This is a genomic window from Phenylobacterium sp., assembly GCF_030681155.1.
In the GTDB taxonomy this organism is placed as follows: Bacteria; Pseudomonadota; Alphaproteobacteria; order Caulobacterales; family Caulobacteraceae; genus Phenylobacterium.
This window is the reverse complement of the sequence record NZ_JAUXXE010000016.1, coordinates 18,804-40,968: the sequence shown is the minus strand read 5'-3', so window position 1 is coordinate 40,968 and position 22,165 is coordinate 18,804. Positions and strand designations below refer to the sequence as shown.

The 22,165-nt window shown below is 66.4% G+C and carries 21 protein-coding genes; 8 read left to right on the top strand and 13 right to left on the bottom strand.

Translation table 11 applies throughout. The features are described from left to right. Window positions 1–4: 4 nt before the first annotated feature. Together Q8M13_RS02890 and Q8M13_RS02885 are read right to left on the bottom strand one after the other, a co-directional pair. On the bottom strand, window positions 5–373 hold the full coding sequence (locus Q8M13_RS02890; protein ID WP_305298111.1) for a hypothetical protein: 369 nt from the start codon (window positions 371–373) through the stop codon (window positions 5–7). 9 nt (window positions 374–382) lie between these two features. Then, entirely contained in the window at window positions 383–1,756 is a 1,374-nt protein-coding gene (locus Q8M13_RS02885) for a PLP-dependent aminotransferase family protein (protein ID WP_305298110.1), read from the bottom strand. Window positions 1,757–1,894: 138 nt separating this feature from the next. Between Q8M13_RS02885 and Q8M13_RS02880 the strand changes: the two genes are divergently transcribed. Then, window positions 1,895–2,755, top strand: a complete 861-nt coding sequence (locus tag Q8M13_RS02880) for a DMT family transporter (RefSeq protein ID WP_305298109.1) — start codon at window positions 1,895–1,897, stop codon at window positions 2,753–2,755. Window positions 2,756–2,774: 19 nt separating this feature from the next. On the opposite strand, the gene efp is transcribed toward Q8M13_RS02880, so the two are convergent. After that, on the bottom strand, window positions 2,775–3,344 hold the full coding sequence (efp, locus tag Q8M13_RS02875) for an elongation factor P (protein ID WP_305298108.1): 570 nt from the start codon (window positions 3,342–3,344) through the stop codon (window positions 2,775–2,777). 137 nt (window positions 3,345–3,481) lie between these two features. Here efp and epmA point away from each other — a divergent pair, with 137 nt between their 5' ends. The 3 genes from epmA to Q8M13_RS02860 all read left to right on the top strand — a co-directional run bounded on the left by epmA (window position 3,482) and on the right by Q8M13_RS02860 (window position 6,186). After that, window positions 3,482–4,543, top strand: coding sequence for an EF-P lysine aminoacylase EpmA (epmA, locus tag Q8M13_RS02870; RefSeq protein WP_305298107.1), 1,062 nt, complete (start codon window positions 3,482–3,484; stop codon window positions 4,541–4,543). A 62-nt stretch (window positions 4,544–4,605) separates the two neighbouring features. Beyond that, window positions 4,606–5,646, top strand: a complete 1,041-nt coding sequence (locus Q8M13_RS02865) for a lysine-2,3-aminomutase-like protein (RefSeq protein ID WP_305298122.1) — start codon at window positions 4,606–4,608, stop codon at window positions 5,644–5,646. 84 nt (window positions 5,647–5,730) lie between these two features. Next, window positions 5,731–6,186: a hypothetical protein gene (locus tag Q8M13_RS02860; protein ID WP_305298106.1), complete on the top strand. Its 456-nt coding sequence runs from the start codon at window positions 5,731–5,733 to the stop codon at window positions 6,184–6,186. Here the strand turns inward: Q8M13_RS02860 and Q8M13_RS02855 are convergent. The 7 genes from Q8M13_RS02855 to Q8M13_RS02825 form a co-directional block, all read right to left on the bottom strand. Then, window positions 6,183–6,545, bottom strand: coding sequence for a hypothetical protein (locus Q8M13_RS02855; protein WP_305298105.1), 363 nt, complete (start codon window positions 6,543–6,545; stop codon window positions 6,183–6,185). The genes Q8M13_RS02860 and Q8M13_RS02855 overlap by 4 nt on opposite strands. A gap of 4 nt (window positions 6,546–6,549) precedes the next feature. Beyond that, window positions 6,550–7,608: a glycosyltransferase family 2 protein gene (locus Q8M13_RS02850; protein ID WP_305298104.1), complete on the bottom strand. Its 1,059-nt coding sequence runs from the start codon at window positions 7,606–7,608 to the stop codon at window positions 6,550–6,552. Then, complete coding sequence (locus tag Q8M13_RS02845) at window positions 7,608–8,210, bottom strand: hypothetical protein (RefSeq protein WP_305298103.1); 603 nt, start codon at window positions 8,208–8,210, stop codon at window positions 7,608–7,610. The genes Q8M13_RS02850 and Q8M13_RS02845 overlap by 1 nt, the downstream gene beginning before the upstream one ends. Continuing rightward, on the bottom strand, window positions 8,207–9,859 hold the full coding sequence (locus Q8M13_RS02840) for a hypothetical protein (protein ID WP_305298102.1): 1,653 nt from the start codon (window positions 9,857–9,859) through the stop codon (window positions 8,207–8,209). Before Q8M13_RS02840 ends, Q8M13_RS02845 begins: the two co-directional genes overlap by 4 nt. 131 nt (window positions 9,860–9,990) lie before the next feature. After that, window positions 9,991–11,616 (bottom strand): NAD(P)/FAD-dependent oxidoreductase, encoded by a 1,626-nt coding sequence (locus Q8M13_RS02835; RefSeq protein WP_305298101.1) that lies wholly within the window; start codon window positions 11,614–11,616, stop codon window positions 9,991–9,993. Between the two features lie 46 nt (window positions 11,617–11,662). Then, the gene (locus Q8M13_RS02830; RefSeq protein ID WP_305298100.1) at window positions 11,663–12,445 is read right to left on the bottom strand and encodes an SDR family NAD(P)-dependent oxidoreductase; all 783 of its coding nucleotides are present in this window, start codon (window positions 12,443–12,445) and stop codon (window positions 11,663–11,665) included. After that, window positions 12,442–12,882 carry a VOC family protein gene (locus Q8M13_RS02825; protein WP_305298099.1) on the bottom strand — a complete coding sequence of 147 codons (441 nt, stop codon included), beginning with the start codon at window positions 12,880–12,882 and terminating at the stop codon, window positions 12,442–12,444. The genes Q8M13_RS02830 and Q8M13_RS02825 overlap by 4 nt, the downstream gene beginning before the upstream one ends. Before the next feature lie 247 nt (window positions 12,883–13,129). On the opposite strand from Q8M13_RS02825, the gene Q8M13_RS02820 reads away from it, so the two are divergent. Both Q8M13_RS02820 and Q8M13_RS02815 read left to right on the top strand, forming a co-directional pair. After that, complete coding sequence (locus tag Q8M13_RS02820; RefSeq protein ID WP_305298098.1) at window positions 13,130–14,200, top strand: efflux RND transporter periplasmic adaptor subunit; 1,071 nt, start codon at window positions 13,130–13,132, stop codon at window positions 14,198–14,200. A gap of 31 nt (window positions 14,201–14,231) precedes the next feature. Next, the gene (locus Q8M13_RS02815) at window positions 14,232–17,468 is read left to right on the top strand and encodes an efflux RND transporter permease subunit (protein ID WP_305298097.1); all 3,237 of its coding nucleotides are present in this window, start codon (window positions 14,232–14,234) and stop codon (window positions 17,466–17,468) included. Between the two features lie 20 nt (window positions 17,469–17,488). On the opposite strand, the gene Q8M13_RS02810 is transcribed toward Q8M13_RS02815, so the two are convergent. The 3 genes from Q8M13_RS02810 to Q8M13_RS02800 form a co-directional block, all read right to left on the bottom strand. Beyond that, window positions 17,489–17,785 carry a hypothetical protein gene (locus Q8M13_RS02810; RefSeq protein ID WP_305298096.1) on the bottom strand — a complete coding sequence of 99 codons (297 nt, stop codon included), beginning with the start codon at window positions 17,783–17,785 and terminating at the stop codon, window positions 17,489–17,491. Between the two features lie 73 nt (window positions 17,786–17,858). Then, a complete protein-coding gene (locus Q8M13_RS02805; protein WP_305298121.1) occupies window positions 17,859–19,658 on the bottom strand; it encodes an ABC transporter ATP-binding protein/permease in 1,800 nt (599 codons plus the stop codon). 49 nt (window positions 19,659–19,707) lie between these two features. Continuing rightward, on the bottom strand, window positions 19,708–20,457 hold the full coding sequence (locus Q8M13_RS02800; RefSeq protein ID WP_305298095.1) for a hypothetical protein: 750 nt from the start codon (window positions 20,455–20,457) through the stop codon (window positions 19,708–19,710). Between the two features lie 146 nt (window positions 20,458–20,603). Between Q8M13_RS02800 and Q8M13_RS02795 the strand changes: the two genes are divergently transcribed. Both Q8M13_RS02795 and Q8M13_RS02790 read left to right on the top strand, forming a co-directional pair. After that, window positions 20,604–21,206, top strand: coding sequence for a TIGR00730 family Rossman fold protein (locus Q8M13_RS02795; RefSeq protein ID WP_305298094.1), 603 nt, complete (start codon window positions 20,604–20,606; stop codon window positions 21,204–21,206). A 109-nt stretch (window positions 21,207–21,315) separates the two neighbouring features. Continuing rightward, window positions 21,316–22,134 carry an outer membrane protein gene (locus Q8M13_RS02790; RefSeq protein WP_305298093.1) on the top strand — a complete coding sequence of 273 codons (819 nt, stop codon included), beginning with the start codon at window positions 21,316–21,318 and terminating at the stop codon, window positions 22,132–22,134. The last annotated feature ends 31 nt before the right edge of the window (window positions 22,135–22,165 follow it).

Below are 22,165 nucleotides of genomic sequence, written 5' to 3'. Positions count from 1 at the left end.
GCGCTCAGTGCCCGCCTTCTACCCAGGGCACGCCCGCCGCGCGGAACGCCTCCGCCAGCGCCGCTTCCAGGTCCAGCGCCTCCCAGCGGCGCATCGGATTGAGGTGCGCCACGAGATCCGGCAATAGCCGCACGCCGAAGCGGCGGGCCGCGCCGCTCGCCTTGTAGCCGGTCTTGTGCTGGTCGAAGCGCAGGTCCGGATCACGCGAAGTCTGGCCTACATAGAGGCCCCAGGGATCGGCGCGGCGGCTGTCGTGGAGCAGGACGACATAGACCGACTGGCCGCCTCGGGATGCTCCACGGGTGGTCGCCTTCAGCGTGAGGGCGGCCCGCTGCGCCTTCCCCAACCACGGCGGGCCAAGATCTCGAGACACAGCCAGAGCCTAGGCCGCTGGGCGGCGAGCGGCCGCTCCGTCCATCGCCGAGCTGAGGACCTCGTAGACACGCGGATCGGCTGACTGCGCCGCATTGAACCGCAAGTAGCTTCCGGCCGATTGCGACAGGCTGAAAGCGTTTCCGGGGGCCAGCACCACGCCTTGCGCCAAAGCACGCTGGGCCACCTCGCCGGAGTCCAGGCCATCTGGCAGTACGCACCACAGGAACATGCCGGCCGTCGGCTGCGTCCAGGGCGTCAGCCCGAGCGCCACGAGCCGGGCGGAGGTCTCGCCCCGCGCCCTGGCCAGGCGCTCGCGCAGACTGTCGAGATAGCGGCGATGACCGCCGTCCTTGAGGATCGCCAACACCAGCTCGGCCGCCAGATGCCCGCCGCCGAACGAGGTCGCCACCTTCAGGTCGATCAAGCCCTCGATCCAGGCCGGCCGCGCGGCGATGTAACCGCAGCGGGCGGCGGCCGAGAGCGTCTTGGAAAAACTGCCGATGCTGATCACGCGGTCTAGCCCGTCGAACGCCGCTAGGCGCGGGGCCGGCTCGTGTTCGAAGTCGGCATAGATGTCGTCCTCGACGATCAGCAGGTCGTGGCGTTCGGCGAGCTTCAAGATGCGATGGGCGGTGACCGGCGACAGCGAGGCGCCGGTAGGGTTCTGCGGCCCGGAGTTGGTGATGTAGAGCCGCGGCGAGTGCTCTGCCAAGACATCGGCGAACGCCTCGACATCGGGCCCGGTCTGCGTGCAGGGCACGCCGACAACCTTCACCCGGTGCGCTCGCAGCATGGCGTGGAAGTTGAAGTAGCAGGGATCGTCGACCAGCACGGTGTCGCCCGGTTCCAGCAGGAAGCGGCAGACGAGGTCGATGGCCTGGGTGCCCGACTCGGTCAGCATGATCTGGTTAGGTGAAGCCTCGACGCTGTGTTCGGCCATCCGCCGGGCCAGGAGCTGACGCAGGGCCGGCGAGCCCAGCGGCGGTCCGTAGTCGGTGAGGTTCTGTGCGTCGGCCCTGGCCAAGGTCCGCAGACCACGGCGTATCCCCTCCTCCGGCATCCAGGAGACAGGCAACCAGCCGCAGCCCGGCTTGAGGGCGTCTGGGCCGGCCTCCAGAGACTGGCGCGAAACCCACAACGGATCGATGGAGCGATCGCGGCGTGGCTCCAACTCCGAAAGCGCCAAGGGCGGCGTGTGGCCGGCGACATAGAACCCGGACCCGCGCCGAGGCTGGATCACGCCCTCGGCCGCCAGACGGTCATAGGCTTCCACCACCGTGGATTTGGATACGCCCATCGCTGTGGCGAAGGCGCGGATCGACGGCGCCTTTGCGCCCGGCGCCAGGGCGCGGCGGGCGATCCGTTGGCGGACCTCGGACATGGTTCGTTCAACGAGGGTGTGTTCAAGCGCCATCCGTACCGGCCCTATGAGCAATACAGTTTGGCGTAATTGTACTGCACTGTGCCTGGATTGGCCAACCCATCGCCGCGATACCCGCCGCACGACAAGGAGCGTGAGATGGACGTCAGGACCAGCGGCTGGATCAACGGATTTCTCGGGGTCTTCATCTTCAGCGGATCACTGCCGGCGACGCGGGTCGCCGTAACCGATTTCGACCCGGTGTTCCTGACCGCCGCCAGGGCCTCGATCGCCGCCCTGATGGCGCTGGCGTTGCTGCTCGCCCTGCGCGCCAAGCGCCCGGACGCAAGCGACCTTGGCTCGCTGGCCATAATCGCCGCCGGCGTGGTGTTGGGCTTTCCATTGCTGACCGCGTTCGCACTGCAACACATCACCTCGGCGCATTCGATCGTCTTCATCGGCCTGCTGCCTCTGGCGACCGCCATCTTCGCGGTGATGCGAGGCGGCGAGCGACCAAGGCCGTCGTTCTGGCTGTTCGCCGGATTTGGCGCGGCCCTGGTGGGCGGATTCGCCCTGACGCGGGGCGCGGAGGCCTCGACGGTCGGCGACAGCCTGATGATCGCCGCGGTGATCGTTTGCGGCCTGGGCTATGCGGAGGGCGGACAACTCTCGCGCCGACTCGGCGGCTGGCAGGTAATCTGCTGGGCGCTGGTGATCGCCCTCCCCGTTATGCTGCTAATCGGCTGGATCGCCCGTCCGGCGACGCTGATAGGCGTGAGCGCGCCGGCCTGGCTGGGCCTGGCCTACATCTCGCTGTTCAGCATGCTGATCGGGTTCATCTTCTGGTACCGCGGCCTGGCCGAGGGCGGCGTGGCGGCGGTCGGACAACTACAGCTTCTGCAGCCGTTCTTTGGCCTGGCCCTGGCGGCGAGCCTGCTGCACGAGCCGGTAGGCTGGTCGATGGCGGCGGTGACGCTCGCCGTCGTGGTCTGCGTCGCGGGCGCCAAGCGGTTCGCCTGACACCCGCGCATAAGCAGACTTAGTCCTTGGCGCGTTCCTGATAGGAGCCGTCCTCGGTGAGGATGACCACGCGGGTGCCGGCCGCGATGTACGGCGGCACCAGGATGCGCGCGCCATTGGTCAGGATGGCGGGCTTGTAGGAGGACGAAGCGGTCTGGTTCTTCACCGCCGGTTCGGTCTCGGCGATCTCGAAGGTCACCAGACGCGGCAGCTCCATGGCGATCGGAACGCCTTCGTGGGTGGAGAGCTGGACGGTCATGCCATCCTGCAGCCACGACGCGTTGTCGCCGACAACGTCTTCCGACACCACGACCTGGTCGTAGGTTTCGGGCTGCATGAAGTGGAAGCCCTCACCGTCCTGGTAGAGGAAGTTGTAGTTGCGGTCGTCGACGAAGGCGCGTTCGACCTGCTCGGTCGTGCGCCAGCGTTCGGAAACCTTCACGCCGTCGGAGATGCGGCGCATGTTGAGCTGGGTCACCGGCGTGCCCTTGCCGGGGTGGATGTTCTCCGCCGTCAGAACGACATAGAGCTTGCCGTCCATGTCTACGACGGCGCCTTTCCGGAGCGAGCTGGCAGCTACCTTCGTCAAGTGGTTAGTCCTCGAACCTATTGGGGAGCCGAAAAGCGGCCCCGCGCGATTCCGCACGCCGGCGGTTTGTCGCGCACCTATACGATTGGCGGCCAGTTCGCCAGACATGTTCGTTTTCGTCGCAGAGGGAAACCGCCTTGCAGAGCCCTGTTTCGTCCTCCTGGTGGCGCGCCGACCTCCACGCCGAGCGTCGCGGTTTCCTGCTGGCGCGCAATGCGATCAAGCGCGCCTTCCGCGACTGGTTCGAGGCGCAGGGCTTCTTGGAAGTCGAGTGTGCGGCGCTGCAGGTCTCGCCCGGCAACGAGACTCACCTGCACGCCTTCGCCACCGAAGCAGTCGGTATGGGCGGCGAACGCACGCCGCTCTACCTGCACACCTCGCCGGAGTTCGCGGCCAAGAAGCTGCTGGCGGCGGGCGAAACCCAGATCTTCGATTTCGCCAGGGTATGGCGCAATCGCGAGCGCGGTCCCTTGCACCATCCCGAGTTCACCCTGCTGGAATGGTATCGGGCCGGCGCCCCCTATGAGACGCTGATGGCCGATTGCGCGAACCTGATGGCTCTGGCGGCCGAGAGCGCCGGCGCCAGGCTGCTGACCTTCCGCGGCCATGATGCCGATCCGTTCCTGGAGCCGGACCGTGTGACCCTGGCCCAGGCCTTCGATCAGTTCGCCGGCATCGACCTGTGGGCCAGCGTGTCAGCGGAAGGCTCCACCGATCGCGAGGGGCTGGCTGCGGCCGCCAAGAGCGCCGGCGTCCGAGTGTCGGACGACGACAACTGGGCCGACATCTACAGCAAGGTGCTGGTCGAGCGGATCGAACCCAAGCTTGGCATGGGCCGACCGACCATTCTCTGCGAGTACCCGATCAGCGAAGCGGCCTTGGCGCGTCCGAAGGCCGCCGATCCGAGGGTGGCCGAGCGTTTCGAGCTCTATGCCTGCGGCGTCGAACTCGCCAACGCCTTCGGCGAGCTCACCGAGCCCGTGGAGCAACGGCGACGTTTCGAAGCCGAGATGGACGAGAAGGACCGCGTCTATGGTGAGCGCTATCCCATAGACGAGGACTTCCTGGCCGCCCTGCCTCACATGCCGGACGCCTGCGGATCGGCTCTTGGCTTCGACCGGTTGGTGATGCTGGCGACGGGCGCGGAGCGCATCGAGCAGGTGCTCTGGACGCCGCTCGCACCGACGCCGGGGCTATAGGCCGCCGCGCCGTCCAACGCGCCGAATTTGCGGGACGGCCCGGCATGGGCCATATGCGCGCCATGACCGCCGCCTCCACCCTGCGCAGCCCGCAAGCGCTAGCCGACGCCGGCCTGATCGCGCCTGAGCGGCTGCCCGCCCTCGAAAGCGTGGCGGCGCAGTATGCGGTGGCCATCACTCCGGCCCTGGCCGAGCTGATCGATCCGGCCGACCCCGCTGACCCCATCGCTCGCCAGTTCCTGCCCGCCGAGGCCGAGTTGGAGATGAACGATCTGGAGAGCGCCGACCCGATCGGTGACTTCACCCACAGCCCGGTCGAAGGGATCGTCCATCGCTACCCTGACCGCGTGCTGCTGAAGATCACCCACACCTGCGCGGTCTATTGCCGGTTCTGCTTTCGGCGCGAAATGGTCGGCCCCGACGGCCTCAAGCCACTGACGCCCAAGGCGCTCGACGCAGCGCTGGCCTATGTGGCCGAGCACCCCGAGATCTGGGAGGTGATCGTCACCGGCGGCGATCCCCTGGTGCTGTCGCCGCGGCGACTGGCTGAGTTGACGGAGCGGCTGGCCAAGATCGACCATGTGAAGGTGGTCCGCTTCCATACCCGCGTCCCGGCCGTCGATCCGCAGGCGATCACCGACGACCTGGTCGAGGCGCTGAAGTGCCCTGGCAAGGCGGTCTATGTTGCCCTGCACGCCAATCACCCCCGGGAGATGACCGCCGAGGTCCGCGCCGCCTGCGCCAAGTTCGTGGACGCCGGCCTGCCGATGATCAGCCAAACCGTCCTTCTGAAGGGCGTGAACGACGATCCGGCCGTGCTCGGCGCCCTGATGCGGGCCTTCGTCGAGACGCGGATCAAGCCCTACTACCTGCACCAAGGGGACCTGGCGCCCGGCACCGGCCACCTGCGCACCAGCGTGGAAGAAGGCCGGGCGGTGATGCGCGAGATGCGCGGCCGGTTCTCGGGCCTATGCCAGCCGACCTACGTGCTCGACATACCCGATGGCCACGGCAAGGTCCCGATCGGGCCGGACTATCTGGCGCAGGGCGGAGAAGTCGAGGACCCGAACGGCGTGTCGCACCCCTATCCGCCGCGCAGCTAGGGCACCTCGACACCGTTGAGCAAACGCGGTTCTTAGCCTAGCCTCTGCTATCCGCGCACGCGGTCGGCCGAGGGGGGACCTCGCATGGCGTCACGAAATTCGGTCCTGGCCGCGATCGTGCTGGGCGGCCTGGTCGCCGGCACGGTGGATATCGGCGCGGCCATGCTGATCAGCGGCAAGAGCATGGCCTTCATCCTGCAGTTCATCGCCAGCGGCGCGGTGGGAAAAGGCGCTTTTGACGGTGGCACTGGAACCGTGGTGCTGGGCGCGCTTCTGCAATGGGCGATGTCGCTGATCATCGCGGCGATCTTCGTGCTCGCAAGCCTTAGACTGCCCTGCATGCGGCGGCGCTGGTTGGCGGCTGGCCTGGCGTTCGGCGTGGCGACCTATTTCGTCATGACCTATGTGGTGGTGCCGCTTTCAGCCGTCGGCGGCGGCTGGCATTTCTCGCCCCTGCCCTTCATCAAGAACCTGGCGGCCATGCTGGTTTTTGGCCTGATCGTTTCCGCCTTCGCCCGCCGGTACGTGAAGCCAGCTTAGGCGGGGCTCTGGCTCACCACGACGACCAGCCCGGCGAGCATCAGGCCATAGCCAATCGCCATCTGCCAGGAGAACGCCTCCTTGAACATCAGCCACGCCGCCAGCGGCACCAGCGCCGAGCCGACCAGCGAGAACATGTAGGCGCTGGAGAGCGGCACGCGGGTGAGGACGTAGAACCAGAATAGGGCCGTCACGCCGTACCAGGCGAAGGCTCCCATCAACGGCCAGTTCTGCAAGACGCGCAAGATGAATGGCCCTTCAAGCCGGGCATTGTAGATCGACGCCCACTTGAACATCACCTGGCCGACCGGCAGGGCGACGGCGAAGACGGAGCAAAGCAGCGCGTCCTTCCAATGCATCAGTCTACTCGTCGGCTATGCGCTCAAGCGTGCGCAGATAGGGGTGGATGGGACGCGACGGCACGTTCATGACGTCGAAATTGATCGCCTGCAGCAACAACTGCACGCCCACGATCACGGGCAGAGCCGCGGTCATGACCACGCCCGCCGACGCCACCTGACCAGGATCACGCACAGCCAGCCAGTTCAGGCCGTAGAGCGAGCCGAACGCCAGCAGCGCCCCCCCGGCCAGGGTCTCGAGCGTGGCGACGTTGAAGTCCCGGACGAAATATTGGCCAAAGACCCGACGGACGAAATTCCGCAGGTGCCGGAAGAAGAACGGCCCCACCACCGCGCTGATCCGCAGATTGGACACCTCGTCCCCATACCGCGCAGGCATCGGGACGTCGCGGACCACCGCGCGCAGCGTGCCGAGGTGGTAGAGCAGATCGGTCTCGAAAAAGAACCGACGCGCGACGTCTCGTTTGATCACCTGCTTGGCCACGCTCGCCTCGATGGCGGTGAAGCCATTGGTGGGATCAAAGACATTCCAGTAGCCGGTCGAGACCTTGGCGGCGAAGGACAGGACCGCGTTCCCGAACGCCCGCACGCCCGGCATGGTCGTCAGGTGGCTGAGCGAGGTAAACCGGTTTCCCTTGGTGTAGTCCGCCTCGCCAAGCAGGATCGGGGCGACAAGATGCGGCAAGTAGCCGAGGTCCATCTGATCGTCGCCGTCCACCTTGACCAGGATCCGGCCGCCACGTCGTTCCGCCTCGGCGTAGCCGGCCATGACCGCCCCGCCGACCCCGCGGTTCTCGGGCAACCGTACGACGACCACCCGGCCGTCTAGGTCTTGGGCCTCCAGGAAATCGGCCGAGCCTTGCGGACAGGCGTCGTCGACGCAGACGATGCCTTCGATCCAGGAAGGCGCGTGCGAAATCACCTGCAGGATGTGATCGCGAACCTTGTAGCAGGGGATGACCAGCCAGACGCCGGCCTCCCGCAGCGCGGTCTGCAATGGGGCGCTGAAGTCGTGTTGTGGAGCCAGATTGGCGCTCGACAACGCTGAACCAACGCTGGCCATCAGAACGGCTCCCAGACCAGAGCGACTTGGTGAATGAGCACTTCTCCCCCTGCACCATCATCCAAATCGAGGCGGATGTGCTTGATCATCGACTTCATCCAATCATCGCCGCCGGCGCGCAGAGCTTCCATGTCGTACACCAGCACAACGGGGACGCCGGTCGGCGGGACGACAGAGCCCGCGGGACGGCTCATGAAACGCGCGGATTCGGGATGCTGTTCGGTGGCGTAGTAGACCGCCCCATCCCAGTTCGCCGTGGCCTTCACGCGCGTCAACCGCACAACCAGCAAGCTCGCCTCGGATCCGCGTAGGCCGTCGGTGGGAAGACGCAGCCCCGGATCGGAAGCCACGCCCGAAACCAACAAGCCTTGACCCGGGACGAGCTTGGCCTTCGCATTGAGCAACTCGAGACCTATTGGCGCCTGGCTGAAGTCCCAGCTTTTCACAACGCGAGCCGGTTTCTCCCCAAGCATGAGGGTCTGGCTCGCCGCACCCCACTTCACGAGCGAGGCTAAGTCGCGCTCCGACTCGGGATAGTTGGGCTTGTCGCAGGCGGTCAGGACAAAGGCCGCCAGCAGACCCCCAAGGATCGAGCGGCTCATTGCGCAGGCTCCCGGATATAGGCCGCGATCTCCCGGCCGCTGAAGACCTTACGCCACTGTGGACCCGGCGTTCGGTCCCCGAATACGATGGCGCTCTGGGCGTCCAGGAGAGCGGACTCGGGGAGCGGTCCGAGCGGCTCGGTCCGAACGATCACCTTGCCCCGCAGACGTAGGAAGGCGACGTGGCCTTGGTTCCCGTTGTCGATGATCACCACCGCCGGGATGGTGTGGCTGGTGAGCGCGCTGGCGACATGCAGTTCGTGCTCGATCGCCTGCCGCTGCGTCGCGATCTCGCCAACCCAGGCGTCATCGGCCTTCGTCGACAACAGGCCAAGCGCCACGAAATAGGCGGGCCACGCGCGCCGAAGCGGGACGGCCATCAGGGTCGCGAGCGCAACGCCAAGCGTCGCAAGGGTCGCCAGAACCCGCGAGCCGCCTGGATAGCCGAACAGGAACGGCATCACGTCCGGCGAAGCAAAGGCCGTAACCGCCGTGCCGTCCCAAGGGTTGAGCTGCACGCCCAGCGCCAGGACCCCGAGTAGGCCCGCCAGACCGACCAGTATGGCCCCGGCGGCGAGCACGCGGCTCTTGTAGGCGCCGGACGCCTCCCACGTGCTCAGCGGACGGGCGGCCAACAGCCAGAGCATCGGGACGAAGAACTCGAAGTAACGTCCCCAGAGCCGCTTGGTCTCGGTCTCTATCACCGCCATCTTGAACGAGAAGATCGTGACCATGGCCAGGGTTCCAGCCAGGCAGAGGGCCGCAAACAGGAAGGTCAAATCGCCTGCATCGGCGCGACGCCAACCACGCTGGTGGATCACGACCGCCGCCGCGATCACCGGGACCGCGACCAGCACCGCCGTCAAGGACAGCATGGCCGTAGCCGAGAGCGCCGCTATGCCGACCGCGTTCGCGGCCGGCTCGCGGCCGAGGTGTTCCGCATAGGCCGTACCGGAGAAGAAGGTGACCGCCTGTCCCAAGGACTGGCCGTCGATGAGCTCAATGCCGGTTCCGACCACCATGAAGGCGAGCCCGAAGAGCGCTACTCGGCCCAGCAGCAGCCCCAATGGGGTACGGCGGAGCAGCGCCTCGACAAGACAAAGCGCGACATAGGCGGCGACCACGACAACGCCGTGCGGCTTGATCAGCACCAGGCCGCCGGCCAAGCCGCCGACTAGTCCTGCGCTCAGCAAAGGACGTGAGGACGTCCTGTAGAGGACGTAGATGATCAGGCTGAGCAGCCCAGCGTAGACCCCGTCAGGCATCGCCGCGAAAGCGTATCGGTAATAGGGGAAGACCGCGGCGATCAGCAGGAAGCCGAGCGCGACCTTGCGGCCGGTCTCCTTGACCGCGATCAGATACAGCAGGCCCAGGCCGCCGAAATAGGACGCGGCCCCAATGAGCCTCATCCACGGGACGAGGTTCAGCGACAGGGCGTCCACCCATCGGACAAGCCAGAAATAGAGCGTGTTGGCGACCGGCTGGACGGTCTTGTAACGGTCAGGATCTATCGCCAGTTCGCGTCCGTACAGCGCACGGATCAGATAGGCGCCCTCGTCGGCCGCGTAGAGTGGAAGCTCCGCGAACAGCCGATTCACATAGAAGAGCAGAACCCCGGCGCCGGCGCACAGGACGAGAGCCTGGCCCAACCAAGGGACCCATTTCCTAGACCACCCGCGCAATCGCCCAACCCGCTACTAGAAAACCGACGCCCACCCCGGGTTCGACATCAAGCTATAGTAGCGGTCGGGCAAAAATCTACCACGCAACCGTCAACGACCTAGGCGCGTGTCGCCACGATGCTACGCGCCACCGCCTCGGCGACCTTGATGCCGTCAATAGCCGCCGAGAGGATGCCGCCGGCATAGCCCGCGCCTTCGCCGGCGGGGAACAGCTGGCGTGTGTTCAGGCTTTGGAACTCGCCATCGCGCGTGATCCGGACGGGTGAGGAAGTTCGGGTCTCCACGCCCGTCAGCACCGCGTCGTCGGCGCTGAAGCCCGGGATCTGCCGCCCGAAGACCGGCAGCGCTTCCCTGATCGCGGTGATGGCGTAGTCCGGCAGACACGAGGCCAGGTCCGTCGGCGTGACGCCCGGCCGGTAGGATGGGACCACTGCGCCGAGGGCCGTGGAGGCGCGCGCCGCCAGGAAGTCGCCGACCCGCTGCCCTGGCGCGGCGTAGGTCTTGCCGCCGGCCTTAAACGCCTGGGCCTCCCATTTGCGCTGCAGTTCGATGCCGGCGAGCGGATGGTCGGGATAGTCCTTGTCCGGTGTGATGCCGACCACGATGCCGGCATTGGCGTTCCGCTCGTTGCGGGAATACTGACTCATGCCGTTGGTCACGACACGGCCGGGTTCCGAGGCCGCAGCGACCACGGTTCCGCCTGGACACATGCAGAAACTGTAGACTGTGCGGCCGTTCGAGCAGTGGTGCGACAGGCTGTAGGCTGCTGCGCCCAGGTCCTCGTGACCGGCGTTCGTGCCGAAGCGAGCACGGTCGATCCAGGACTGCGGGTGCTCGATCCGGAAGCCGATTGAGAACGGCTTAGCCTCGATATGGACGCCGCGGTCGAAGAGCATCTGGAAGGTGTCGCGGGCGCTGTGGCCGACGGCGAGCACCACGTGATCGGCTTCTATATAGCCGCCGTCCTGCAGGACCACGCCGCGCACCTTACGCACGCCGTCAGGACCAATGGCTACGTCAATGTCCTCGACGCGGTTTTCGAAACGGTATTCGCCGCCCAGCGCCTCGATCTTCTCGCGCATGCTTTCGACCATCGTCACCAGCCGGAACGTGCCGACGTGGGGATGGGCCTCGGTCAGGATCTCGGGCGGCGCGCCAGCCAGAACGAACTCGGTCAGCACCTTGCGGCCCAGATGGCGCGGATCCTTCACCTGGCTGTAGAGCTTGCCGTCCGAAAAGGTCCCCGCCCCGCCTTCGCCAAACTGGACGTTGGACTCCGGGTTCAGCACGCCTTTGCGCCACAGGCCCCAGGTGTCCTTGGTCCGTTCGCGCACGACCTTGCCGCGATCCAGGATGATCGGCCGAAAGCCCATCTCGGCCAGGATCAAGCCGACGAACAGCCCGCATGGGCCGGCCCCGATCACCACCGGGCGGCTCCCGAACTCAGCGGGGGCCTGGGCGACCGGGCGATAGGCGGTGTCAGGAGTGGGCTGGAGGTTGCGGTCCCCGGCGAAGCGGGCCAGGACCAGCGCTTCGTCGCGCAAGACGACATCAACCGAATAGACCATCAGGATCGCGGCCTTGCGGCGCGCATCGTTGGCGCGGCGCGCCACGGCGAACGAGATCAGATCCTCGGCAGGCACGCCCAGGCGCTCGAGAATGGCGGCGGGCAGCGCCGCCGCCTCGTGGCCGAGGGGCAGTTTCAGTTCGGTCAGTCGCAGCATGGCGCCTATGTAGCCGTTAGCGGCCCCAAGGGAAGCCTAGGTCGTTTCAGTCCACCGCCACAGTGTAGTTGAGCGCCAGACGGCCACCGTCGGGATAGATCGTCTGCCCGGTCATGTAGGACGCGTCCTCGCTGGCCAGGAACACGGCCACGCGGCCGATCTCCTCCGGCTCGCCGAAACGCTTTAGGGGCGTACGTTGCAGGACGCGGTGGCGAGCCTCGTCGTTCTCCATCACGCCTTTCAGGATGTCGGTGACGATTGTGCCCGGGCCGATCGCGTTCACCCGGATGCCATAGGGGGCCAGGCCCAGCGCCATGGCCTTGGTCAACTGGTTTATGCCGCCCTTCGAGGTCACGTAAGCGACCTGGTTGGGGATCGCGAGGACGGCGTTGATCGAGGACATGTTAATGATCGAGCCCTTGATCTTGGCGTCGACCATGTGCCGGGCGACGATCTGACCGACGATGAAGGGCGCGCGAAGATTGACCGCCAGGACGCGGTCGAAGTCTTCCAGCTCAGCTTCCAGAATGTCGCCGGGCGCCAGGATCCCGGCATTGTTGACCAGCACCTCGATCCGCCCCAGCAGCGCGGCGGCCCGGATGACCGCCTTGCTCGTCGCCTCGGCGTCGGCCAGGTCGCAACCGATGGCGTGAACCTTTCGTCCGGTACGCTCCGCCAGATCCTGAGCCGCGGCGGTGACCCGCGGCTCATCAAGGTCCAGCAGGACCAGATCACAACCTTCCTTTGCAAAAGCCTCGGCGCAGCCCAGGCCAATGCCACCCGCTGCGCCGGTGATCAGGGCGGTGCGCCCCTCCAGCCGGCCGCTCACCACGCACCCGTATTGGGCATAGACGCCCAGGGTTCGGCCGGCTCCTTGCGCTCGCCCGCCTGCAGCAGTTCGATGGAAATGCCGTCCGGCGACCGGATGAAGGCCATGTGCCCATCGCGCGGGGGCCGATTGATGATCACGCCGCCGTCGGCCAACCGCTGGCAAACCGCATAGATGTCGTCCACGGCATAGGCCAGGTGCCCGAAGTTGCGGCCGCCTGAATAGTCTTCCGGGTCCCAATTGTAGGTCAGCTCGACCATTGGGGCCTTGTTCTGCCGGGCGGCGTCTTCGTCTCCGGCAGCGCAAAGGAAGACCAGGGTAAATCGACCCCCCGAACTCTCGCTACGAGACACTTCGACCAACCCAAGTTTGCGGCAATAGAAGTCCAGCGAGGCGTCGAGGTCGGCGACACGAACCATGGTGTGCAGGTATCTCAAGGCGGAAAGCTTCCTCTGAGGCTGTCAATTCTTGGCGGCGTCTTGGCTTTAGAGACCAAGCAAGGCTGTGCTGCAATCCTGCGGCGCCCGGGGCACATTATCCGCGCTTTGCGCAACCTGTCCGCGATTTCATTTGCAGTCGCAGAACGCTGGCATCACAAGGCGCTACAACCCAATAGGCGGGCCGGGGCGTACGATTGCGATTCAATGCAGTCGCGACCCCATTGCTGCGCGAGGAAACGGCAGGATGCGGCTCAAACCACAGTACCTTTTCGTCGTCATCCTGGTCGGCGTGCTCGCCGTCGCCTTTGCGATCGGCACGATCGTCAACCGCGGCAAGTCAGGCTCGGCCGAAGCCAAGACAACCCAATCGGGCAAAACTGAGCTGCCGACCGTTCAGGCGGTTCTAACGCCCGAAGTGGCGCGGGAATATGACGTCGTGATCCGAGGCCGCACCGAAGCGGCGCGTAGCGTCATCACCCGCGCCGAGTCCGCTGGCGTAGTGGCCGCGACGCCGGCGGTCGAGGGTTCGCTGGTGCGCAAGGGCGCGGTCCTCTGCCGCTTGAACATCGATGCACGCCAAGCCCTGCTGGACCAGGCCCGCGCTAACCTTCGCTCCAAGCAGCTCCAGCACAAGGCCTCGGCCGACCTCGCCGCCAAGGGCTTCCGCTCGCCGACCCAGTTGCTGCAGGACCAAGCCAACCTAGATTCCGCCTCCGCCCTCGTGCGGCAGGCCGAGGTCGGGGTCGAGCAGATGAACATCCGCGCACCGTTCGACGGTGTGTTCGACAAGCGTGAGGCTGAAATCGGCACCTATCTGGCGCCCGGCCAGCCCTGCGGTACGATGATCGAACTGAACCCCTTGTTGATCGTCGGCGACTTGCCGGAGACCGAAGCCGCGAAAATCCGGGTCGGGGCGAGCGCCAACGCCCAGTTGGTCTCGGGCGAAACCCTGAGCGGCCGAGTGCGCTACGCCGCGCGCGAAGCCGATCCGCAAACCCGCACCTACCGGGTGGAGATCACCGCGCCCAACCCGCAACTGACCCGTTCAGGACTGTCGGCGACCATCCACATCGCCTCAGGCGTCGGACCTGCCCATCTGGTGCCGCTGTCCTCGCTGGTGCTTGACGCGAGCGGCGTTCAGGGCGTGCGGTATGTGCTGGCCGACGACAAGGTCGCCTTCACCAAGGTCAATGTGATCCAGGAAACGCCGCAGGGCATCTGGGTGACCGGCCTGAAGGGACCCACCCGCGTGATCACCGTCGGCCAATCGTACGTGGCCGAGGGTCAAAAGGTTCGAGTGGCCGCGGCGCGCTAGGCGCGCCCGCCGCTCTTCAGGAGACAAGCCTATGATCGGACCTCTGATCGACGGCGCGATCAAACGGCGGAAGGTGGTGCTGGCCGTCACCTTGATCGCCAGCCTGTTCGGACTGTTCGCCTATCTGGCGATGCCGCGGGAATCCGACCCGAACATCGACTTCCCGTTCATCGCCGTGGTGGTCCCCTACCCCGGTGTCAGCCCCGAGGACGCCGAGCGCCTGCTCGTGCGCCCGCTCGAGACCGAGCTCCAGACCATTGAGGGCATCAAGGAAATGAACGCCGTCGCCCGCCAGGGCATGGCGATCGTGAACCTCGAGTTCGAAGCCGACTTTGATAAGGACAAGGCCCTGGCCGAGGTCCGCGCCAAGGTCGATCTGGCGCGGGGCGAATTCCCGCCCGACGCCGAAGAGCCGATCATCGAGGAAGCCAACGCTTCGGGCGAGCCGATCATCGGCATCGTGCTGTCGGGCGCCGCGCCCGAACGCACCCTGTTCCAGGTCGCCCGCAGTCTGCAGGACCGTCTCGAAGGCGCGCCCGGCGTGCTGGAGGTCTATCTGAACGGCGGTCGCGAAGAAGTCCTCGAGGTGACCATCGACCCGGTGCGTATGGAGGCGGCCAACGTCAGCCCCGGCGAACTGGCCCAGGTGATCGGTCGCAACAATCAGCTGGTCCCCGCCGGCAACCTGGAATCCGGAACCGGCAAGTTCGCGGTGAAGGTGCCGGGCGTGGTCAACTCGCCCGCCGACATCCTGGCCCTCCCGATCAAGAAGAACGGCGACCGGCTGATCACCGTCGGCGACATCGGCGACGTCCGCCGGACATTCAAGGAAGCGACCTACATCACCCGCTTCAACGGCCAGCCGGCCTTCTCGGTCGATGTGGCGAAGCGCTCGGGCGCCAACATCCTCGACACGGTGAAAGAGGTCCGCAAGGTCGTCACCGAAGAACAGAAGCGTTGGCCCGAAACCGTCAAGGTCTCCTACATCTTCGACCAGAGCGACTTCATCGGCCGCACCCTGGTCGTGTTGGAAAGCGGCCTGCTGATCGCCACCATCCTGGTCATGCTGATCATCGTCGCCACCCTGGGCATCCGCCAGGGCCTGATGGTGGGCGCGGCGATTCCCGCCTGCTTCATGCTGGCCTTCCTGATGCTGAACGCCATGGGCGTGACGCTGAACCAGATGGTGATGTTCGGCCTGGTGCTGGCCGTCGGCATCCTGGTCGACGGCGGCATCGTCGTGGTCGAATATGCGGACCGGAAGATGGCCGAGGGCATGCCCAAGGAGGAGGCCTTCGCGGCCGCCGGCAAGCGCATGTTCTGGCCGGTGATGAACGGCACCCTGACGACGCTCTGCGCCTTCCTGCCCTTCCTGTTCTGGAACTCGATCCCCGGCAAGTTCATGAGCTTCCTGCCCATGACCCTGTTCTACGTGCTGGGCGCCTCGATCTTCATCGCCCTGATCTTCACCCCGGCGCTAGGCTCGATCTTCGGCCGCAAGGCCGCCGTGGACGCCGAACACCTGGCGCAGATCGAGAAGTCGGAACGCGGCGATCCACGCGAGATGACCGGCTTCATGGGCTGGTACGCGCGCACCATCGACACCCTGGGCCGCCACCCTGGCCGCACCATGCTGGCCACTCTGGCCGTCATCGTCCTGGTCGTCTGGGCGTTCAAACTTGAGAACAAGCCCACCGAGTTCTTCCTCCAGCAGGACCCGGAATATGTGAACGTCTATGTGAAGGCCCGCGGCAACCTCTCCCCCGAGGGCCAGGATATCCTGGTCCGGCAGGTCGAGGAGCGCCTCAAGGGCATCAAAGGCGTCAATTCGATCTACACGCGCACCGGCACCACCAGCCCCGGGGGCGGCCCCAATCAGGCGCCGAACGATACGGTCGGCCGGCTGAGCCTGGACTTCGTCGACTACGAGCAACGACAGGAACTGGGGCTCATCGGCAAGGACATCGCCAACGAGGTCCGCAAGCGGGTGACCAATATCCCCGGTATCGAGGTCGAGGTGCGCGAGCCGCAAGGCGGTCCGCCGACCGGCAAGGACGTCCAGGTCGAACTCCGCAGCCAGGATCCGGTCGCTCTGAACAAGGCCGCCGACATCGTGAAGGCCAAGTTCGCCAGCGACCGCCAGCTCTATGAGTTGGAGGACAACCGCACCTCGCCCGGGATCGAGTGGAACCTCACCGTCGACCGTGAGGCCGCCGGCCGCTACGGCGTCGACGTGCTCAGCGTCGGCCAAGCCATTCAGTTTGTCACCGGCGGGGTCCTGGTCGGCCGCTTCCGCCCCGACGACGCCGACGACGAGCTCGATATCCGTGTCCGCTTCCCGCCCGAGCACCGCAATGTCGCGGCGTTTGACTCCCTGAAGATCGCCACCCAACTCGGCCCCGTACCCGCCAGTTACTTCATCAAGCAGGTGCCGGCCCAGCAGGTGACCTCGATCCAACGGCGCGACGGCCAGCGGCTGGTGGTCATCCAGGCCAACACCATCGAAGGCGTCGCCGCCAACCAGAAGATCGCCGAACTGCGTCCGTGGCTGGAGAAGGCCGACATCGACCCCGCCGTGCGCTGGAAGTTCACGGGCGCCGACGAGGAGGGCCGCGAAGCCGCAACCTTCTTCGTGACCGCCATGGCCGTGTCGCTGTTCCTGATGGCGGTGATCCTGCTTTGGCAGTTCAACTCCTACTACGGCGTGCTGGTCACCCTGTCGGCGGTGGCGCTGTCCACGGTCGGAGTGCTGCTCGGCGTGGTGGTGAACCTGGCCCACACCTTCGACTACATTTCCGTGATCATGCTGGGCACCGGGGTGGTCGCCCTGGCCGGCGTCGTGGTCGGGCACAACATCGTGCTGGTCGACACGTTCTACCAGCTACGCCGGGCCGGCTTCCCCGCCGACGAGGCCGCGGTGCGAGCCGCGACCCAGCGGTTCCGGCCTGTCATGCTGACCACCTTGGTGACCGTCGTCGGCCTGCTGCCGCTGATGTTCCAGGTCCACCCGAACTTCCATGGCTTCCATGTGGAGTACAAGGCGCCTGGGTCGGAGTGGTGGGTGCAGTTGTCAGCGGCCGTGGTGTGGGGGCTGTCATTCGCCACCCTGTTGACCCTGATCCTGACGCCGGTGCTGCTGGCCGCGCCCAAGGTCGCCGCACGGCGCTTCAACTGGCTGTGGGGCTACACCGGCGCCCGCTGGTTCCCGCAGAAGACGCGGCAAGACCCGCTGACGACCGGCGACGACCTGCCCAAGGCGGCCGAATAGAACGCCGCGCCGGCCGTCGGTCAGGTTCCCCGCTTCAGGAGCCGCCGGCGGTTGGCGCGAACCTTTCGCCGGTAGAGGGCGACCGCCTTGGAGGGGCCGATATGGGCGGCCGCGCCAGTCATGGCGCCGAACGCCAACTGGCTCTGCACCTCCATCGCGGCCTGGATCTTTTCCGAGACCATCAGCTGAGCCTCAGTAGCGGCGCCTGCTCCGCCGCCGGCGATCTTCATCATTCGCAGAGCGACTACGGTGTTGGCCTCTGTCCCCAGCCGCAGGGCGTTGAGCGACAGTCTTAGCCACGGATTTGCAGCGGTCATGAATGGATCCCCAGAAGAGCCGGGCAGGCTCCACCAGGACTAACCCCGCCGCGAGCTTTCCGTTGCCATGGCCTCAAGCCTCGCGGGTCTGACGACGCCAGAGGGCCGCGTACTCGCCGCCCTTCTCCAACAGCTCCGCGTGGCGGCCGCGCTCGACGATGCGCCCACGCCGAAGCACCAGGATCAGGTCGGCGTCGACAATGGTCGACAGTCGGTGGGCGATGACCATGGTGGTCCGCCCCGCCCTCACCTTGCGCAGCGTCGCCTGGATCGCTTCTTCGGTGGGACCGTCCAGGGCGCTGGTCGCCTCGTCCAGCACCAGCACCCGAGGATCGGCCAGGAGAGCCCGGGCGACGCCGACGCGCTGGCGTTCGCCGCCCGACAGCTTCAGGCCTCGCTCGCCGACCAGGGTGGACATCCCGTCTGGCAAGCCATCGATGAATGGACCTAGCTCAGCAGCGGCGGCGGCGGCCCGAACGTCCTGCGCCGAGGCGTCCGGCCGGGCGAAGGCGATGTTGGCGAAGATCGTATCGTTGAACAGCGCCACGTCCTGCGGCACCAGGGCGACGGCCCGCCGCAGCGCCGCCTGCTTGATCTGGCGCAAGTCGACGCCGTCCAGGGTGATGCGCCCGCTCTGCGGATCGATCAGGCGCAGCGCCAGGCGGATCGCGGTCGTCTTGCCGGCGCCCGACGGTCCGACCAGGGCCACAGTCTCCCCCGGCGCTGCGCGGAAGCTGACGTCCATCAGGCCAGCCGAGCGGGCGTCGTGGCGGAACTCGACATCCTCAAAGACGATCTCGGCCCCACGGCCCGTGGCGAGGGGCAAATCCCGGGCGCCTGGCGCATCGACGATGTCGGGCTTGCGGGCCTTGAGTTCGACCATCTGCTCCATGTCGATGAAGGCCTGGCGGATCTCGCGATAGTTGAAGCCCAGCATATTGAGCGGCCCATAGATGCCGATCAGCAGCAGGACCGCCATGGTGACGTCGCCGATCTGCATGCGGCCAGCCATCACCTCGTGCCCGGCCATGACCGTCATCAGGGCCAGCCCAACGTTGAGCACCACGGACTGGATGCCGTTCAGCATCGAGAGCGAGGTGTTGGCCTTCACGCTTGCCCGGACATAGTCGGACATGGCGCCCTCGTAGCGGGCGACAGTCCGCTCCTCCGAGCCGAAGGTCTTCACGGTCTCGTAGTTCAGCAAGGCGTCCACCGAGAGGCCGGCGGTGCGGCTGTCGGCTTCGTTCAGCTCGCGCCGGTGCGCGAGGCGCCAGTCGGTGATCTTGAAGGTCAGCACCGTGTAGAGGACGATGGTGACGAACGCGGTGAGCGCGAACCGCCAATCCAGCCGCGTCGCCATGACGATCATGGCCAAGACCAGTTCGATCGCGGTCGGGCCGAGGTTGAACACCACGCTTCGCATCAGGAAGTCGGTGGAACGCGCCCCCCGGTCGATGACCCGCGCCATCGCCCCGGTCTGCTTGCTCTGGTGAAAGTCGAGGCTGAGCGCCAAGGCGTGCGCGAAGGTCTCGGTGGCGGCCTTGGCCATGGTCGATTGCGAGACCACGGTGAAGATCACATCCCGCAGATAGGGCGCGCAGGCCGCGACCAGCCGCAGGCCCGCAAAGGCGATGGCCAGCACCAGGAAGTCCGCCCCGACGACCACCGCCTGACCCGAACCCGGCGCGAGCTTGTTGATCGCATCGCCCAATGCCACAGGCGCCCCGACCCCGGCCAGCTTGCCGATGAACACAAGGGCGAGCGAGGCCCCGATCCGCCATTTCAGGCCTGGCGCCCCCGAACGCATGACCAGGCTTCCGAGGTCCGCCATCGAACGCCAGAAGTCGAACTTTACCGAGGCCGGCGCGATCATGTCCGGCGTCGAGAGGCGCCGGCCGGGATGGACGAAGGTCAAATCGTACTCATTTCAGGATTATGGTCGATTGCGCGCCACCGCCGGGCGTCATCCAGTCGATCCGCAGTCCGGCCGGAACGCTCGTGGCTCGGAAGGGACCATTGGCAAGGGGCGGCGCCGGCGTGGTGTCGATATTGGCCGTGTTCTCAGTGGCGTCGCCGAACACGTCGATCTGATGCATACCGCCGGCGAGCGGTTGTTGGGTCAAGGGAGCCGCGTAGCGCCCGCTGGCGTCGGCGCGACCTTCCGCCAGTTGGCGCCCGTCGATGTGAATACTGAGCGCCGCGCCCGCTGGAGCCCGGCCGGACACGACTGCGCCGCCTTCTCTATCGAAATCAACTGCATCCAGGCCGTTCTTACCAGTTCGGCCGACGCGCACAGCCCCGGTTCCGGCGCGAAGCACGACCGCCTCGCCGGCTGGCGTGATCAGGACATAACCTTCAGCCTGGAGCTGACGCGCACCGGCGGTCGCCGATAAGCCAAAGATCCGAGGCTCCGTAGTCGCCGGCAGATCCAGGGTCCAGACGCCCTTGGAATTGGCGGTCGAGAAACTGGCTTCGCCTTCCGGGGTCGCCAGGCGCACGCGCGCGTCGGCCGGCGCGGCGCCAGTCAAAACGAGCTTTGCTCCGTCGGCGCGGGTCGCGGTCACCGACGGCGGCGGCAGATAAGCGGCCTCGACCGGCACGGCGGGAGGCGCCTTGGCGGGCACGATCGCTGGAGCCGCACCCTCTCCGCAGCCCGACAGCGAGACGGCCATCGTCGGCGCGACGAGAAGCGCGACTATGAGAGACGGAAGGCGACGCACGGCTTGCTTGAAACTCCTTAACCCAGGTTCTAGCTAATCGGGCTTTCCCGCCGCGCCCGCAAGCGCGCGGCCAGTTGATTCTCCTGGAGCTTAACCGGATGGGGCACCAGCCCGACCGCCTTGATTCCGTTTGCGTGTTCTGCGGATCTTCCGACGCCGCCGATCCGGCCCTGCTGGCGAGCGCCGCCACCCTGGGCCGCGAGCTGGCTGGCGCCGGCCTGACCATGATCTATGGCGGCGGCGGGGTCGGCCTCATGGGGGCATGCGCGATCGCGGCCCACGAGGCCGGCGGCAAGGTGCTGGGCGTCATTCCGCATTTCCTGAAGGAGAAGGAGCGCCGCCTGGACGTGGTCGAGACCATCGTCGTCTCGTCCATGCACGAGCGAAAGCAGATCATGTTCGAACGGTCCGACGGCTTCGTCGTCCTGCCGGGCGGCATCGGCACGCTTGAGGAGGTGGTCGAGCTGCTGTCGTGGCGTCGGCTGGATCTGCACGTCAAACCCGTGGTGTTCTACAGCCCAGATGGCTTCTGGGAGCCGCTGTTCAAGCTCTTCCAGCACACGGTCGATCACCAACTGACGCCAGCGAGTTTCATGGATAGCTGGACTTCCGTCAGTCGGATCGAGGACATCGTGCCCGCCCTGCTCCGTGCCCAACCGGTCGGCGAAGACGCCGCGCCGGGGGCCGCGCGGATGACCTGAAGGCGATCTCGCCGCGCGAGCGCATCCGAAATCCCGACGGCTTCGTAACCTGTCTTGACCAGTCGATGGCTCCGGCTTGTCGCGGATCAGCAATCTGACGGGATTTTCGATGACAAAGCTGCTTACCACCACCGCCGCCCTCGCCCTGTTGGCGGGAAGCGCGGCCCACGCCCAAGAGGCCGACTGGAGCGGGCTCTATGTGGGAGCCCACGCCGGCTACACTTCCAACGACAGCAGCGACGATGAGACACTGCGCTTCGACACCAGTCTCGACGGCGTCTTCACCGACACGGTGAGGACCGCGGCCGGCGCCAACGCATTCTCCCCGGGCTTCTGCGGCGGGGCCGCCACGAGCTCCCTGCCCGGATCAGGCTGCAAGGAGGATGACGAAGGCTTCGAGTTCGGCGCCCGTCTTGGTTACGATTGGCAGTTCGGCGGCTTCGTGCTGGGTCCGGTGGTCGAGCTTTCCCGGACCAATGTGAAAGACAGCGTCGCCGGGTTCTCCACCACGCCCGCGCAATACACCTTCGAACGGAAGCTGAAGGGCCTGGCCGCCCTTCGGTTGCGAGGCGGCTACGCCTTCGGCGACAACCTGCTCTACGCCACCGGCGGCGTGGCCCAGGGCGACGTCCAGCACAGCTTCACCACGACGAACACCGCCAACACCTTTGTTCAACGCGGCGACGACACCGCGACGGGCTACCAGTTCGGAGGCGGCTATGAGCGCAAGCTCACCCCCGATGTCACGCTCGGGCTCGAATATCTCTACACCAACCTCGATGACGACGACTTCGTCGTGCGTAGCCAGGGACCAGCCGCAGCCAACAACCCGTTCCTGCTCGTCAATTCGTCAGGCACGGACCTCCGCCGAAGCGAGGACGAATTGAAGTTCCACAGTTTCCGGATCACCGCGAGCTATCGCTTCTGATCCGGCGGCGCTCCCCGGCCCCCGTCCGAAC

Excerpts from the sequence above, each read along its gene's own strand:
- Q8M13_RS02795 (WP_305298094.1), top strand. The coding sequence starts at position 20,604 with ATGGGGCACCAGCCCGACCGCCTTGATTCCGTTTGCGTGTTCTGCGGA.
- Q8M13_RS02810 (WP_305298096.1), bottom strand. The coding sequence starts at position 17,785 with ATGACCGCTGCAAATCCGTGGCTAAGACTGTCGCTCAACGCCCTGCGG.
- Q8M13_RS02805 (WP_305298121.1), bottom strand. The coding sequence starts at position 19,658 with ATGATCGCGCCGGCCTCGGTAAAGTTCGACTTCTGGCGTTCGATGGCG.
- Q8M13_RS02860 (WP_305298106.1), top strand. The coding sequence starts at position 5,731 with ATGGCGTCACGAAATTCGGTCCTGGCCGCGATCGTGCTGGGCGGCCTG.
- Q8M13_RS02865 (WP_305298122.1), top strand. The coding sequence starts at position 4,606 with ATGACCGCCGCCTCCACCCTGCGCAGCCCGCAAGCGCTAGCCGACGCC.
- Q8M13_RS02845 (WP_305298103.1), bottom strand. The coding sequence starts at position 8,210 with ATGAGCCGCTCGATCCTTGGGGGTCTGCTGGCGGCCTTTGTCCTGACC.
- Q8M13_RS02835 (WP_305298101.1), bottom strand. The coding sequence starts at position 11,616 with ATGCTGCGACTGACCGAACTGAAACTGCCCCTCGGCCACGAGGCGGCG.
- Q8M13_RS02885 (WP_305298110.1), bottom strand. The coding sequence starts at position 1,756 with ATGTCCGAGGTCCGCCAACGGATCGCCCGCCGCGCCCTGGCGCCGGGC.
- Q8M13_RS02800 (WP_305298095.1), bottom strand. The coding sequence starts at position 20,457 with ATGGCCGTCTCGCTGTCGGGCTGCGGAGAGGGTGCGGCTCCAGCGATC.
- Q8M13_RS02790 (WP_305298093.1), top strand. The coding sequence starts at position 21,316 with ATGACAAAGCTGCTTACCACCACCGCCGCCCTCGCCCTGTTGGCGGGA.
- Q8M13_RS02855 (WP_305298105.1), bottom strand. The coding sequence starts at position 6,545 with ATGCATTGGAAGGACGCGCTGCTTTGCTCCGTCTTCGCCGTCGCCCTG.
- Q8M13_RS02880 (WP_305298109.1), top strand. The coding sequence starts at position 1,895 with ATGGACGTCAGGACCAGCGGCTGGATCAACGGATTTCTCGGGGTCTTC.
- Q8M13_RS02820 (WP_305298098.1), top strand. The coding sequence starts at position 13,130 with ATGCGGCTCAAACCACAGTACCTTTTCGTCGTCATCCTGGTCGGCGTG.
- Q8M13_RS02815 (WP_305298097.1), top strand. The coding sequence starts at position 14,232 with ATGATCGGACCTCTGATCGACGGCGCGATCAAACGGCGGAAGGTGGTG.
- Q8M13_RS02850 (WP_305298104.1), bottom strand. The coding sequence starts at position 7,608 with ATGGCCAGCGTTGGTTCAGCGTTGTCGAGCGCCAATCTGGCTCCACAA.